The 13,984-nt window shown below is 72.8% G+C and carries 12 protein-coding genes; 5 read left to right on the forward strand and 7 right to left on the reverse strand.

The window, feature by feature from the left end:
- The first annotated feature begins 147 nt into the window (after positions 1-147).
- Complete coding sequence (locus tag ACFYPR_RS11730; RefSeq protein WP_355134726.1) at positions 148-1,005, forward strand: helix-turn-helix transcriptional regulator; 858 nt, start codon at positions 148-150, stop codon at positions 1,003-1,005.
- Between the two features lie 113 nt (positions 1,006-1,118).
- Here ACFYPR_RS11730 and ACFYPR_RS11735 read toward each other — a convergent pair whose 3' ends face one another.
- Positions 1,119-1,412 carry an antibiotic biosynthesis monooxygenase family protein gene (locus ACFYPR_RS11735; RefSeq protein WP_354861409.1) on the reverse strand — a complete coding sequence of 98 codons (294 nt, stop codon included), beginning with the start codon at positions 1,410-1,412 and terminating at the stop codon, positions 1,119-1,121.
- Between the two features lie 387 nt (positions 1,413-1,799).
- Between ACFYPR_RS11735 and ACFYPR_RS11740 the strand changes: the two genes are divergently transcribed.
- Positions 1,800-2,798, forward strand: a complete 999-nt coding sequence (locus tag ACFYPR_RS11740) for a TerC family protein (protein ID WP_354861411.1) — start codon at positions 1,800-1,802, stop codon at positions 2,796-2,798.
- A gap of 37 nt (positions 2,799-2,835) precedes the next feature.
- Here the strand turns inward: ACFYPR_RS11740 and ACFYPR_RS11745 are convergent, their stop codons facing one another.
- The gene (locus tag ACFYPR_RS11745) at positions 2,836-3,753 is read right to left on the reverse strand and encodes an NlpC/P60 family protein (RefSeq protein ID WP_355068203.1); all 918 of its coding nucleotides are present in this window, start codon (positions 3,751-3,753) and stop codon (positions 2,836-2,838) included.
- 59 nt (positions 3,754-3,812) lie between these two features.
- Positions 3,813-4,910, reverse strand: coding sequence for a dipeptide epimerase (locus tag ACFYPR_RS11750; RefSeq protein WP_354861414.1), 1,098 nt, complete (start codon positions 4,908-4,910; stop codon positions 3,813-3,815).
- Positions 4,911-4,954: 44 nt separating this feature from the next.
- Between ACFYPR_RS11750 and ACFYPR_RS11755 the strand changes: the two genes are divergently transcribed.
- Positions 4,955-5,752, forward strand: a complete 798-nt coding sequence (locus tag ACFYPR_RS11755) for a tyrosine-protein phosphatase (RefSeq protein ID WP_387186153.1) — start codon at positions 4,955-4,957, stop codon at positions 5,750-5,752.
- On the opposite strand, the gene ACFYPR_RS11760 is transcribed toward ACFYPR_RS11755, so the two are convergent.
- The 3 genes from ACFYPR_RS11760 to typA all read right to left on the reverse strand — a co-directional run bounded on the left by ACFYPR_RS11760 (position 5,721) and on the right by typA (position 9,311).
- A complete protein-coding gene (locus ACFYPR_RS11760; RefSeq protein ID WP_355068207.1) occupies positions 5,721-6,422 on the reverse strand; it encodes a lysoplasmalogenase in 702 nt (233 codons plus the stop codon). The genes ACFYPR_RS11755 and ACFYPR_RS11760 overlap by 32 nt on opposite strands.
- 55 nt (positions 6,423-6,477) lie before the next feature.
- The gene (locus tag ACFYPR_RS11765; protein ID WP_387186149.1) at positions 6,478-7,329 is read right to left on the reverse strand and encodes a serine hydrolase; all 852 of its coding nucleotides are present in this window, start codon (positions 7,327-7,329) and stop codon (positions 6,478-6,480) included.
- 113 nt (positions 7,330-7,442) lie between these two features.
- Complete coding sequence (gene typA / locus ACFYPR_RS11770) at positions 7,443-9,311, reverse strand: translational GTPase TypA (protein WP_387186146.1); 1,869 nt, start codon at positions 9,309-9,311, stop codon at positions 7,443-7,445.
- Between the two features lie 133 nt (positions 9,312-9,444).
- On the opposite strand from typA, the gene ACFYPR_RS11775 reads away from it, so the two are divergent.
- A complete protein-coding gene (locus ACFYPR_RS11775; protein WP_387186143.1) occupies positions 9,445-10,860 on the forward strand; it encodes a DedA family protein in 1,416 nt (471 codons plus the stop codon).
- A 33-nt stretch (positions 10,861-10,893) separates the two neighbouring features.
- A complete protein-coding gene (locus tag ACFYPR_RS11780; RefSeq protein ID WP_355068213.1) occupies positions 10,894-11,778 on the forward strand; it encodes a lytic transglycosylase domain-containing protein in 885 nt (294 codons plus the stop codon).
- 58 nt (positions 11,779-11,836) lie between these two features.
- Here ACFYPR_RS11780 and ACFYPR_RS11785 read toward each other — a convergent pair whose 3' ends face one another.
- Positions 11,837-13,963 carry an MMPL family transporter gene (locus tag ACFYPR_RS11785; protein ID WP_387259727.1) on the reverse strand — a complete coding sequence of 709 codons (2,127 nt, stop codon included), beginning with the start codon at positions 13,961-13,963 and terminating at the stop codon, positions 11,837-11,839.
- Positions 13,964-13,984: the final 21 nt, after the last annotated feature.

Raw genomic sequence — 13,984 nt, forward strand, 5'->3', positions numbered from 1 at the left:
GCCCGGCCGGCGCGGGCCGGGCTGCCCGAACGGCAGGTGTGGGGCGTCCTCGCCCGGCCCGCCGGCCGACCGTTCGATTGCGGTGCGCAAGCGAAGTATTGCACTGGGTGATCGTCCTGCGTACGCTCCCTCGATGGGGAGGCCGGGATGCCGTTGCCAACAAGTCCTGTCATTCGACGCGCGCGGCTCGGCGCCGAGCTGCGCCAGTTGCGTCGGCGCGAGGCGCTGACCCTGGAGCAGGTCTGCGACCGGCTGGGCTGGGCGTCGACGTCGAAGCTGTCCCGCATCGAGCTGGGGCAGAGCCGTCCGGATCTCGCCGACGTGCTGGACCTGCTCGACATCTACCAGGTGCCGGCGTCGGCCCGCGACGCCCTGATCGTGATCGCGCGGGATGCGGCCACCAGCCGCGGCTGGTGGAAGACGCTCGGCGAGATGAGCGAGCGGCAGCGCATCTACGCCGAGTTGGAGGCGGGCGCGGCCGACATCGTCGAGTACCAGCCGGCGGTCGTGCCGGGGCTGCTGCAGACGCCGGCGTACGCCCGCTCGCGGGTCGCCGCCGGCGTTCTGCTCGCGCCGGAGGTCGACGTGGAGGCGGAGGTGCGCGCCCGGGCGCTGCGGCAGGAGGTGCTGCGCCGGGCCGAGCCGCCGCGCTACACGGCGGTGCTCGCCGAGACGGTGTGCGACCCGGCTGACCTGCCGGTCGAGGTCTGGCGTGAGCAGTTGCGGCACCTGGTGGCGGTGACCGGGTTGGCCCACGTGACGGTACGACTCCTGCCCCGCGGGGCGGCCGGCAGCGGCCTGCACCCGCTCACCCCGTACTCCTGGTATGCCTTCCCCGACCCGGCGGATCCGCGGACGGTGATGCTGGAGGCGTTGACCACCGACGTCCGGCTGGCGACCGTGCTCGACGTCGACCGGTACGAGCGGATGACGGAGGCGCTGCTGGCGGCCGCCCTGTCACCGGAGGAGACGGTCACCGCGCTGGCCCGCCGCGTCGGCGAGTGAGGGCCGATGCGGTGCCGCCCGCGCGGCCCCCGGACCCGGCGCCCCCGAGCCCGTCGGGGCCGGCGACCGGCGCGTGCGCAAGGCACGATAACCGCGGGGTACGACAGTTTCCGTCAGGCCGGTACGTCGTGGAAGTGCTCGACCAACGGTGGCCCGGCGAAGTGCGGGCCGATCAGCGCCCGCCACTGGGCGAACCGTTCGGTGTCCCGGAAGTTCTTCTCGTGCGCCTCGACCGAGTCCCACTCGACCAGCAGCACGAACCGGGTCGGGGACTCGATGCCCCGGGTCATCCGCACCGACCGACAACCGGGCGTCCCGGCGAGCACCGGGTGACCCTGGGCGTACGCGGCGACGAAGGCGTCCTCGTGTCCGGGCAGTACGTCGATCAGCGCGACTTCAAGCACCATGCCGCACAGCCTCCCACGGGCCAGGAGCGCAGGGGCGTGCGGGTGTAGCGGCGTCCACACACTAGCCTCCTAGGACGCCGGAGGGGGTGTGCCGGTATTCCCGGCGACCCGGGTGCGCGTTCACACCCGGTGCCCGGGGTGTGATCACGGCGAGTGGTGGGCAACAATGGTCATCGAGGAGGGGAGTATTCCCCCGCGACGAAGTCGTCAGCACGGACGATCGCCGGCACCTCGGCGTTCGACCCGGCTTCGTCGGTCGCCGTCCCGTTCGCGGGTCGGGGGCGGAAGAGACCTCCGACAGTCACCAGAGTGAGCGACAGCGGCACGCCAGCCCTCATGGGGGCGTACGGTGTGCCCGACGCCGCGTGTCTGCCGGAGGAATGAACGTTGGACGTGTCCGGATTGGTGTGGGCGGGGACCCTCGTCGCACTGACTGCGGTGCTGCTCGTCGACCTGTTGATCATTGGTCGGCGCCCGCACGAGCCGAGCGTGCGCGAGTCGAGTCTCTGGGTCGCCTTCTACGTGGGCCTCGCTCTGCTCTTCGGCGTCGGCGTCTGGCTGACCGCCGGGGCCAGTTCGGCGGGGCAGTTCTACACCGGCTGGCTCACCGAGTACAGCCTCTCGGTGGACAACCTCTTCGTCTTCGTGATCATCATGGCCCGCTTCGGGGTGCCCCGGCAGTACCAGCAGAAGGTGCTGCTCATCGGCATCGTGCTGGCGCTGGTGATGCGCGGTGGCTTCATCGCCGCCGGCGCGGCGTTGATTTCGCAGTTCTCCTGGGTCTTCTACATCTTCGGCGCGTTCCTGATCTACACGGCGATCAACCTGGCCCGCCAGGGTGAGCCGGACGAGGACGAGTTCTCGGAGAACCTGCTGATCCGGTGGAGCCGCCGGGCGCTGCCGATCTCCAAGGGCTACGACGACGCGAAGCTGATGACCCACGAGAACGGGCGTCGGCTGTTCACGCCGATGCTCATCGTGATGATCGCGATCGGCACCACCGACCTGATCTTCGCGCTGGACTCGATCCCGGCGATCTTCGGCATCACGCAGGAGCCGTACCTGGTCTTCACCGCGAACGTCTTCGCGCTGATGGGCCTGCGGCAGCTCTACTTCCTGCTCGGCGGCCTGCTCGACCGGCTGATCTACCTGAGCTACGGGCTGGCCGTCGTGCTGGGCTTCATCGGCGTCAAGCTCGTGCTGGAGGCGCTGGCCGACAACAACCTGCCGTTCATCAACGGCGGGGAGCACGTCGGGTGGGCGCCGCACATCCCGATCTGGCTGTCCCTGCTGGTCATCCTCGGCACGCTGGGCATCGCCACCATCGCCAGCCTGGTCAAGTCCGCCCGGGACCGGCGCCGCGAGCTGGCCGGGGTCCGGCGCTGAATCACCGCCGGTCGGGCCCGAAGAGGGGCCCGACCGGTCAGACCCGGTGGACGCCGACGAGGGTGGCGGCCCGATCGGCCGGTAGCTGTTCCTCCAGCACCCGTCGCCGCCGGTAGCAGGCGTGCAGCATCCGCCGGTCCGTCGGGTCGTCGGCGACGGCGGTGACGATGCCGATGTGGTGGATCTTGCGGCCGGGGCGGGCGAAGAAATAGAGGTCGCCGGGGCGTTCCGCGCCGAGGGGCAGCGGGGTCGTGGCGACGGCCTGGTCGTCGGCGTCGCGGGGCAGCAGCACGCCGAACCGGCGCCAGGCCAGGTGGACGAGGCCCGAGCAGTCGATGCCGTACGCGGAGAGCCCGCCCCAGATGTAGGCGACGTCCAACAGCCGCTGGGCCACCGCGAGCGCGTCGGCGGCGGTGGGCGGCTCAGTCGGCACCGGGACGAGCTGCCCGTCGGGCAGCCAGAGCGGCGTGGCCTGGCCGGGGACGTGGACTTCTCGCCAGCCGTCGCGGGCCGGGCCGGCCGGGATGAGGCGCGTGCCGACGACGACGCCCGCCAGCGCCACCGGCCCGCCCGGGGCGGCGTGCAGCCCGGTGACTGTGGCGTCCACGACCAGCGGGTCGCCGCTGACGGTGGGATCCACGGTGGTCAGCTGATCGGCGGGGAGCCAGCCCGGGTAGCCGCGGGGATCGAGCTTGGCGGCCGGCTGCTCGACGGCGACGACCCGTGCCCAGCCGTCCGGGCGCAGCTCGTCGATCAGCACCCGTTCGCCGAGCAGGAGCTGGCTCAGCACGCAGTCGCCGACCTGCTGGTCGGTGTCCATGCCGCGAACCCAGGTCGGGATGTCGGCGCCGGCGGTGAGCGCGGGACCGTCGACCGGCCGGACCGCCTCGGGGGAGGACCACAGCGTCGCGACGGCGACCCGGACGATGGCCTCGCGGCCCGGTTGCAGCTCCACGTCAACCCCCAGCTCGTGTCGGCTGTTCAGGGGAACCCTATGAAAGAAACCAACGGTCATCAACCGCGGGCCTGCATCTTTACTTCAGCCAGGCCGGAGATGCCCAGGCCAGGCGCATCCGGCAGCACCACGGTCGGCCCCTCGTAGCGGATTCCCCCCTGGACCGGCGACCAGGCCAGCCACCAGGCGGCGTCCAGGTCGGCGACCGCCGTGGTGCCGTACGCGGCGACCAGGCTCGCCGCCGCGCCGATGCCGACCTGACTCTCCATCATCGACCCGACCACCGTGCCGAGCCCGTGCGCGGTGGCCAGCTCGAGCAGGGTGCGCGCCGGTTGCAGGCCGCCGCACTTGGCCAGCTTGACGTTGACCAGGTCGGCGGCCCGGCGACGGATCACCTCGACCAGGTCGCGGACCCCGAAGACCGCCTCGTCGGCCAGGATCGGCACGGACACCCGGTCGCTGACCCACGCCAGCCCGTCCAGGTCCCAGCGGGCCACCGGCTGCTCGACGAGCTCCACGTCCAGCCCGGCGTCCTCGATGCCACGGATCACCCGGACCGCCTCGCGTGGCGTCCAGCCCTGGTTGGCGTCGAGTCGGATCCGGACCCCGGCGCCGACCGCCGCGCGGACCGCCCGTACCCGGTCCAGGTCGCCGGCCGCGTCCGTGCCGACCTTGAGCTTCAGCACGCCGAAGCCGTCGGCCTGCCGCTGGCGCGCGGCCGCCGCCAGGTCCACCGCGTCGCCCGCGGCGAGGGTGACGTCCGTCGGAACCCGCAGGGTGGTGCCGCCGAGCAACCGCACCAGGGGTACGCCCAGCCGCTGCGCGGCCAGGTCGTGCAGGGCCACGTCCATGGCCGCCTTCGCCGCCTCGTTGCCGACCACCGCGCGCTGCACCTCGGCGCAGCGGGCCACCAGGTCGTCCGGGTCACGTCCGGTGAGCAGCGGGCCGAGCAGTTCGCGTACGCACGCCTGCGCGCCGGCGACCGACGCTCCGGTGACCTGCCACACCTGCGGCGCCTCGCCGAAGCCGGACCGACCGTCGGCATCGACCAGTTCGACGATCAGGGTGTCCACGGTGGTGGTACTTCGCAGCGCGGTGACGAACGGGGTGTGTAAGGGGGCAGAAACCCGGTGGGTGCGTACCGCCGAGATCGTCATGTGGGGCACCCTATATGCAGGCACGCGGCGAGAGGGGACACCGGATGGTCGTGCGGGACTGGGAGCTGGTGGGCGCGCCGAACGCCCGTGACCTGGGCGGGCTGCGCGGCGTCGACGGCCGGAAGGTGCGCGCCGGACGGCTGATCCGCACTCCGGCGCTGGGTCGGCTCACCGACGAGGATCTGCCGGTGCTCGCGAAGCTGGGGCCGGCCTGCGTGCTCGACCTGCGCGCCGCCGCGGAGATCGCACTCGCCCCGACCGATCGGCTGGCGGGCGAGCCGCGGGTCGTGCATCTGCCGGTGCACGACCCGGAGCACCCGGTCTTCACGTACGTCTCGGCGGTGCTGCTCGGCCACGACCTCGACGCGTACGCGGAGCTGGCCCGGCAGGGCACGGCGGGAGCGATGGCCGAGATCTACCGATGGTTCGTCACCGGCGAGTCGGCCCGGGGCAACTTCGGCGCGGCGGTGCGGCTGGCCGCCCGGTCGGAGAACCTGCCGCTGCTCTACCACTGCTCCGCCGGCAAGGACCGCACCGGCTGGCTCACCGTCATCCTGCTCACCGCGCTCGGTGTGGACGAGGCCGCGATCCGCGCCGAGTACCTGCGCAACAACGCGCTGACCGGCAGCCTCCGCGCGGTGATCATCGAGGCGATGCGACGCCGGCAGCCCGGCCTGGACGTCGACGCGGTGCTGCCGGTGCTGGAGGTTCGCGCCGAGTACCTCGACGCCGCCTACCAGGAGGTGCGCCGGGTGCACGGCTCGTTCGACGGCTACCTGCGCGACGGGTTGGGGCTGACCGACGAGGTCCTCACGGCGCTGCGGGCGCAACTGCTGGAGTGACCGCCACGCCGGGCGGCACGTCGGCGCGGGCGACCCGCCCGATGACGATCAATGCCTGGCCGGCCGCGTACGTCGCCATCACGAGCACCGGCGCGCCGGGCGGCTGGGCCACGTCGGCCACCCCGGCGGCGATCAGCAGATCGGAGCCGAGGAACAGCGCGGCGCCCACACCGACCCGCCAGCCCTGGGTCACGGCGGTGGTGGCCATCGCCGCCAGCGCGACGGCGTAGCCGGCCACCGGCACGGCCAGCCCGGCCTCGGTCAGCCCCGCCCACATCCAGGCCAGCGCGGCGACGGTCAGCACCGCGTACACCAGCGGCATTGCGACCAGCGGCGGACGACGCAGCCGCGTCGCGGCGCCGTGCCGGGTGAAGGCCACGAGGTAGCAGACGTGGGCGGCGAGGAAGCAGACCATGCCGGCCATGAACCAGCCGGTGCCGGAGGCCAGCAGCGCCACGTCGCCGGCCGTGGAGCAGGCCAACGCGGCGAGCACCAGCCGGTCCGGCCGGGCGCCGCGTTCGGTGGCCGCCCGCCAGAGGTACGCGGCCAGCAGCGGCATCAGCAGCGGCTTGGTGAGCAGCTCGGCCACTGGACTGTCGACGGCGTTGGCCAGCAGGTTCGCCGCCGTCACGACCAGGAAGACGACGAGCAGGGTACGGCTGCGAGGCATCAGCGGCTCCGAGGTGGGGGTGGCAGCAGCCTAGCCGGATCGGCGGGCGCCGGCCTCAGAGCCGGTGGCGGGCGGCCCAGACCTGCGCCGAGACGTGCGCGATCAGGCGGCAGGCGCCGTCGACGACTCCCTCGTCGCTGTCGGCCAGGTCGGTGGTGGTGCACACGGCGATGACGTACGGCGGGGCGTCGTCGGGCAGCACCACGCCGACGCTGTGGCGCACGCCGCGCACCCAGCCGTTCTTGAGCGCGACGCGGGTGCCCTCGGGCAGGCCGGCGGCCAGGTCCTCGCGGTGCTCCTGGGCGAGCAGCACGTCCAGCATGGCGGCGCAGCCGGCCGGCGAGGCGAGGCGGCCGGGAGTCGTGGCGCCGCTGGTCAGCGCGCCCAGCAGGGCGGCCAGGTCGGCGGCGGTGACGGTGTTGGTGATGCCGGCCTCGCGGGCGGCGAAGTCCTCGATGCCCCGGCCGGTGACGCTGTTGCGGGCGCCGGCGAGCCTCCACACCTCGGCCACCGCGGGCAACCCGACGTGCCCGATGACCAGGTTGGTGGCCAGGTTGCTGGACCGCACGATCATCCGTTCGGCGAGCCAGCGCAGGGGCGCGGTGCCGCCGAGCCGGTCCCACACGGCGTCGTCGTTGTCGTAGTGCTGGGCGCAGGAGAAGCGGGGCGCGCCGGGTTGAGCCGAGTCGAACTCGTTGACCACCGGGACGTCGGCGTCCAGCTCCAGCGTGCCGGCCTCGGCGGCGCAGTGCAGCGCGGTCAGCACCCCCACCTTCATGGTGCTGGCGGCGTAGTGGCCGGCGTCGGCGTGGCGGGTCCAGGTCGGGGGCGCGTCGAGTCGACAGACGTACGCCGAGACGGTGCCCGGCACCCGGTCCAGATGGGCGTCGAGATCATCCCAGGTCATGCCGGTGACCGTAGCTGATCACGGGGCGGGCGGGCCCGCGTACCCCCGCCGGAAAGCGGACGGGCGCGCCGGCCGCAAGCGGCCGACGCGCCCGGTGCCGGGTGCTGGTGTCCTCAGCCGGCGTGCTTGCGGCGGGCGGCGGCCCGACCGCGCTGCTGCTGGTCGAGCACCACCTTGCGGATGCGCACCGCGGTCGGGGTGACCTCGACGCACTCGTCCTCGCGGCAGAACTCCAGCGCCTGCTCCAGCGAGAGCTTGCGCGGCGGGATCAGCTTCTCGGTCTCGTCGGAGGTCGAGGCCCGCATGTTGGTGAGCTTCTTCTCCTTGGTGATGTTGACGTCCATGTCGTCGGAGCGCGAGTTCTCCCCGACGATCATGCCCTCGTACACCTCGGTGGTCGGGTCGACGAAGAGCTGGCCGCGCTCCTGCAGGTTGATCATCGCGAAGGCGGTGACCGCGCCGGCCCGGTCGGCGACCAGCGAACCGTTGTTGCGGGTGCGCAGCTCGCCGAACCACGGCTCGTACGACTCGAAGACGTGGTGCAGGATGCCGGTGCCCCGGGTGTCGGTGAGGAACTCGGTGCGGAAGCCGATCAGGCCGCGCGCCGGGACCAGCCACTCCATCCGGATCCAGCCGGTGCCGTGGTTGACCAGCTGCTCCATCCGGCCCTTGCGGGTCGCGAGGAGCTGGGTGATCGCGCCCAGGTACTCCTCGGGCGCGTCGATGGTCAACCGCTCGACCGGCTCGCAGGTCCTGCCGTCGATCTCCTTGGTGACGACCTGCGGCTTGCCGACGGTCAGCTCGTAGCTCTCCCGGCGCATCTGCTCGACCAGGATGGCCAGCGCCAGCTCACCACGGCCCTGCACCTCCCAGGCGTCCGGCCGCTCGGTGGGCAGCACCCGCAGCGACACGTTGCCGACCAGCTCCTTGTCGAGCCGGTCCTTGACCATCCGCGCGGTGACCTTGGAGCCCTTGACCCGGCCCACCAGCGGTGACGTGTTGGTGCCGATCGTCATCGAGATGGCCGGCTCGTCGACGGTGATCAGCGGCAGCGCGACCGGGTTCTCCGCGTCGGCGAGGGTCTCGCCGATCATGATGTCGGAGATGCCGGCGACCGCGATGATGTCGCCCGGACCGGCCGTCTCGGCCGGCTTGCGCTCCAGGCCCTCGGTCATCAGCATCTCGGAGATGCGGACCCGCTGGGTGCTGCCGTCGGTGCGGCACCAGGCCACCGTCTGGCCCTTGCTGATCGTGCCCTGGCGGACCCGGCACAGCGCCAGCCGGCCGAGGAACGGCGAGGCGTCGAGGTTGGTGACGTGCGCCTGCAGCGGAGCGCCATCCTCGTACGCGGGGGCCGGGATGGTGTCCAGCAGGGTGCGGAACAGCGGCTCCAGGGAGGTGCTGTCGTCGGGCACCGAGCCGTCGGCGGGCTGGGTCAGCGAGGCGATGCCGTCCCGGGCGCAGGCGTACACGATCGGGAAGTCGATCTGCTCCTCGTCGGCGTCCAGGTCGAGGAAGAGCTCGTAGGTGTCGTCCACGACCTCCTTGATCCGGGCGTCCGGGCGGTCCACCTTGTTGATCACCAGGATGATCGGCATCCGGGCCTGCAGCGCCTTACGCAGCACGAAGCGGGTCTGCGGCAGCGGGCCCTCGCTGGCGTCGACCAGCAGGACCACGCCGTCGACCATGGTGAGGCCGCGCTCGACCTCGCCGCCGAAGTCGGCGTGGCCGGGGGTGTCGATGATGTTGATGGTGACCGGGTCGGAGCCGTCCGCCGGCAGGTAGCGCACACCGGTGTTCTTGGCCAGGATCGTGATGCCCTTCTCCCGCTCCAGGTCACCCGAGTCCATCACCCGTTCGGTGTTCTCGCCACGGGCACCGTAGGCGCCGGCCTGCCGCAACATGGCGTCGACCAGGGTGGTCTTGCCGTGGTCGACGTGAGCGATGATGGCGACGTTGCGGAGGTCGGTGCGAAGCTGCATACCCTCTATCCTTCCGCCTGCGCTCGCGCAGGCTGCGTCGGGGTCACCCCCAGGTGCCCCTGATCTATGGTGAAACTGCTGTCCCGGTCGTTGCCCTGGCTGGCATGCTGGCTCCCGTGTCCCGGGGGCCTGAGTGCACGACCTGCTGACCTGGGTGCAAGGTCTGCCCACCCTGTGGATCTACCTGGTCGCCGCGCTGATCGTGGCGGGCGAGACCGCGGTGATCTTCGGCCTGCTGGTGCCGGGTGAGGCTACCCTGCTGCTCGTCGGCTTCCTCACCTACAACGGTACCTTGCGGCTCGGACCGGCGTTGCTCGCGATGATCGTCTCGGCGTTCGTGGGCGATGCGCTGGCCTTCCGCGCCGGGCGGCGCTTCGGCCCGAAGCTGCGTGCCGGGCTGGGCCACCGGGTCGGGCCCGAGCGGTGGCGCCGGGCCGACGCGATGCTCGCCCGGCTGGGCGGCCGGGGCGTGTTCGCGGCGCGCTGGGTGGCCTTCGCCCGCACCCTGGTGCCCCGGCTGGCGGGGTCCGCCGGCATGTCGTACCGGCGGTTCGCGCCGTGGAACGTGGCCGGCATCGTCACCTGGGTCGGCTGCTCGGTGCTGCTCGGCCACCTCGCCGGTGAGTCGTACGACACGGTCTCCCGGCTGCTCGGCCGGGCCACCGGCGCGGCACTGGCGTTGCTGGCGGGGCTGCTGGGGGTGGTGCTCTCCGGGCGGTGGCTCGGCCGCAACCCCGACCCGGTACGCGCGCTGCTGTCCCGGGCCGCCGCGCTGCCGCCGGTGCGCTGGCTCAGCGCCCGCTACGGGGTGCTGTTCTTCCTGGTGGCCATGCGGATCGGGCCGGCCTGGACGCTGCTGCTCAACCTGGCCGCCGGGCTGCTGCTGCTCTTCGCCGCCGGGCTGGCCATCGCCGGCCTGCTCGCCGTCGTGGTGCGCAACAGCGGGCTGGCGGCGCTGGACGGGGCGATCGGTGCCTGGTTCACCGCCCGCCGGACCCCGGACGCCGCCGACGCCACACTGGTCGTGGTGTCGCTGGTACGCGGGTGGGTGCTGATCGTGTTGGTGGCTCTGGTGGCGGCGGTGCTGGCGTGGCGGAATCGCCCCTGGCGCGCGGATCTGCTCAGTGTGGTCGGCACCGTGGGCGCGTTCGTGCCGCTTGTGGTGCTGGCCGTGGTGGCCGAGTTGACGCCGACGCCCGGTGGCGGTCCGGGAGGGCACGAGGCCGTCCCGTTCTCGACCCAGAACGCCGTGGTCCCGGCGAGCCTGTGCACCCTGGCGTGGCTGGTGTCGCGCAGCGCCCACTGGCCGGTGGCGGTGGCCGCGTGGACGACCGCCGCCGCGGGCGTGCTCGGGGTCGGCGCCGCACGGCTCTACCTCGGCCTGGACACGGCGAGCGGCACTGCCGCGGCGGTGCTGCTCGGGGTGCTGTGGACTGTGGTGTTCATGGTCGCCTGGGCCACCAGGGACCGGGCGGTGGGCGACCGGGCGCAGCCGGCCGACCCGGCCCGGCCGCCGCAGGGGCCCCGTCGTCCGGTCGAACCTTGCTAATCTGCGGCGACTGTCAGACGGGGGAGGACCACCATGCGTGAACGGACCGGTCGGGTGGGCGCACTCGTGCTCGCCGGGCTCCTGCTCGCCGGCGGGGCGGTCGGCTGCGCCGGTAAGGGGGAACGCCCGCAGGACCAGGCCGCCCCCGTCTCGGTCACCGAAGCGCCGACGGAGGAGACCCCGGTCGACGAGGCCGCTGGCGAGCCGAGCCCCTCGCCGAGCGCGGTGGCGGCGATGGGTGCCGCCCCGAGCCGCAGCGCGTCGGCCTCCCCGACGCCCTCGAAGAAGCCGACCCGTACGACGGCGGCCCCGAAGCCGCGCGCGGTCGCCAAGCCGCCCACCGAGACGCAGGTCCCGCCGGCGCCGCCGAAGCCCGCCCCCTCGTCCTGCAAGCCCAGCTACAAGGGCACCCAGGCGAGCCGCGCCGACGTGAAGGCGGCGCTGACCGATGCCGCCAGCCGCACGTACTGGCCCGGCTCCGCACCGGAGCTCAAGATCCCGCTCAACCTGGTCAAGGCGACCGCCTGGCAGGAGAGCGGCTGGCAGTCCAACATCTACGCCTGCGACGGTGGCGTCGGGCTGATGCAGGTGATGCCGGGCACCGCCACCTGGATGAACCAGCGGTTCGAGCAGAGCTACGACATCGCCGACTACCGGGACAACGCGTACCTGGGGGCCAACTACCTGGCCTGGCTGACCAAGTACATCGGCGACATGTACTTCGAGTCCGACTTCCGACTCGACGCGGACCTGTGCACCGCCGAACTCGACTCCTGCCTGCTCAACGCCGTCATCTCCGCGTACAACTACGGGCACGGGGCGGTGGCGCAGGAGGGCGAGCCCCTCGCCATCCCCAATCCGTCGTACGTGCGCAACGTGCGGGCGTTGATGACCGAATGCGTCTGCCTGGGGTACTGAACACGTCGACGGGGGCGGGGTCGGGTGGTTCCCGGCCCCGCCCCCGTCGCGTGGGCGGTCAGTCCCGCGCGGCCACCGGCTCACGCGTCGTCGGGACGTCGACGCCCGGGTGGGCGTCGACGCGGCCTGGCCACCAGAAACGGTCCCCGAGCAGGAACGCCAGCGCCGGCACCAGGACCGTGCGGACCAGCAGCGTGTCCAGCAGGACGCCGATGCAGACGATGATGCCGATCTGCGTGAGCGTGATCAGCGGCAGCACACCGAGCACGGCGAACACCGCGGCGAGCAGCACTCCGGCGCTGGTGATCACACCTCCGGTGACCCGCAACGCGGACAACATCCCGGCGCGGGTGCCCGTGCTGCGGGCGTCCTCCCGAGCACGGGTGACCAGGAAGATGTTGTAGTCCACGCCGAGGGCGACCAGGAACACGAAGGCCAGCAGCAGCACGCCGCTGTCGAGCGCCGGGAAATCGAGCACGTGGTCGAAGAGCAGCCACGCGGCACCGAGGCTGGCGAAGAACGACGCGATCACGGTGAGCACCAGCAGCACCGGCGCCAGCAGACCCCGCAGCAGCAGCACGAGCACCGCGCCGACGAGCAGCAGGATGATCGGCAGGATCAACCGCAGGTCGCGGTCGTTGGCCTGTTCGGAGTCGTACGTGGCGGCCACCGAACCACCGACGATCGCCCCGGCGGGCGCGTCGGCGCCGGCGACGGCCGGGGGAGCGGAGCCGGGAACGGCGGCGACCGCGTCGCGCAGCGCCTCGATCGTGCGGTCCGAGGCGGTCGTGCCGGGTTCGGCGTCCAGCACCACGTCGACCTGGGCGACGGCCTCGCCGGCGTCGCCGGGTCGCGCGGAGGCGACGCCGGGAACGGCGGCGGCGACGTCGGTGACCGCCCGCACCGCCGCCGGGGTGGTGAGCACGGCCACCGGTTGGGTGCTGCCGGCGGGGAACGCCCGGGCCAGGGTCTGCGCGCCGGTCACCGCCTCGGGCTGGGCCCGGAACTGCTCGGTCTCGGACAGGCCGGTGCGGATCCCGAGCCCACCGAGCGCCAGGCCGCCGAGCAGCAGGGTGGCCAGCACCGCGACGACCACCGGACGGCGTTGCACGGCACTGCCGAGCCGACCCCAGAGCCGGCCCTCGCGCACCGGGCCGCCGACGCGGGGTACGAAGGGCCAGAACAGCCCGCGACCGAAGAGCACCAGCACGGCGGGGAGCACGAACAGCGCCGAGAGCATGGCGAAGACCACACCGGTGGCGCAGGCCACGGCCAGTGCCCGGTTCGTCTCCTGCTCGCTGAGCAGCAGGGTGAGCACACCGAGCACCACGGTTCCGCCGCTGGCCAGGATGGGCTCCGCGGTACGCCGCAGCGCGGCGCGCATCGCCGCGAAGCGGTTCTCCTCGCGCCGCAGCTCCTCCCGGTAGCGGGCGATGAGCAGCAGGGCGTAGTCGGTGGCGGCGCCGAAGACCAGCACGCTGGCGATGCCGGTGACCTGGCCCTCTTGGAGGTTGATGCCGACGGCCGGCACGATCGTGTCCACCGCGCGCAGGGTGAGCTGTTCGGTCGCCGCGACCACGAGCAGCGGAACGATCCACAGGAACGGACTGCGGTACGTGATCAGCAGCAGCAACGCGACCACGGCGGCGGTCACCGCGAGCAGGCTGACGTCGGCGCCCTCGAAGACGGACGACAGATCCGCGGTGAAGGCGGGGGCGCCGGTGACCTCGGCGGCCAGCCCGTCGGGCAGGTCCGCGAGCGTGTCGCGCAGCTGGGTGACGGTCTCGGTGACCGCCTCCTGGCCGCCGGCGGTGTCCAGCGGCACCCCGACGAGCGCGACGGTGCCGTCCGGGGAGACCTGCGCAGGGCTGACCCGACCGCCCACCGCGAAGCGACCCAGGTCGCCGGAGCGGGCGGCGAGGGCGGCCCGGTCGGCCTCGTTCAACGCCGCACCGTCGCCCCGACTGACGACCACGATGGCCGGCTGGACGTCGCTGGACGGCAGCTGGTCCTGGAGGCGCTGCACCTGGGTCGACTCCCACTGCACGGACAGGCCGGTGGCGGAGACCGGCGCCGGGTTGTCCGGTCGGGGTATCCCGAAGACGGCCGCGCCCACGACGAGCGCGGCGGCCACGGTGAGCCAGGCGGCCAGCCGGCCCCGCGCGACAGTGGTGAAGACAGACATCGGTGACCCCTAGATCTTTCG

The sequence above is a fragment of the Micromonospora sp. NPDC005254 genome (assembly GCF_042872525.1).
Lineage (GTDB): Bacteria > Actinomycetota > Actinomycetes > Mycobacteriales > Micromonosporaceae > Micromonospora.

Coding starts and splice junctions, on each gene's coding strand:
- ACFYPR_RS11735 (WP_354861409.1), bottom strand. CDS start 1,412: ATGGTGCTTGAAGTCGCGCTGATCGACGTACTGCCCGGACACGAGGAC.
- ACFYPR_RS11785 (WP_387259727.1), bottom strand. CDS start 13,963: ATGTCTGTCTTCACCACTGTCGCGCGGGGCCGGCTGGCCGCCTGGCTC.
- ACFYPR_RS11755 (WP_387186153.1), top strand. CDS start 4,955: ATGGTCGTGCGGGACTGGGAGCTGGTGGGCGCGCCGAACGCCCGTGAC.
- ACFYPR_RS11780 (WP_355068213.1), top strand. CDS start 10,894: ATGCGTGAACGGACCGGTCGGGTGGGCGCACTCGTGCTCGCCGGGCTC.
- ACFYPR_RS11730 (WP_355134726.1), top strand. CDS start 148: ATGCCGTTGCCAACAAGTCCTGTCATTCGACGCGCGCGGCTCGGCGCC.
- ACFYPR_RS11765 (WP_387186149.1), bottom strand. CDS start 7,329: ATGACCTGGGATGATCTCGACGCCCATCTGGACCGGGTGCCGGGCACC.
- ACFYPR_RS11750 (WP_354861414.1), bottom strand. CDS start 4,910: ATGACGATCTCGGCGGTACGCACCCACCGGGTTTCTGCCCCCTTACAC.
- typA (WP_387186146.1), bottom strand. CDS start 9,311: ATGCAGCTTCGCACCGACCTCCGCAACGTCGCCATCATCGCTCACGTC.
- ACFYPR_RS11760 (WP_355068207.1), bottom strand. CDS start 6,422: ATGCCTCGCAGCCGTACCCTGCTCGTCGTCTTCCTGGTCGTGACGGCG.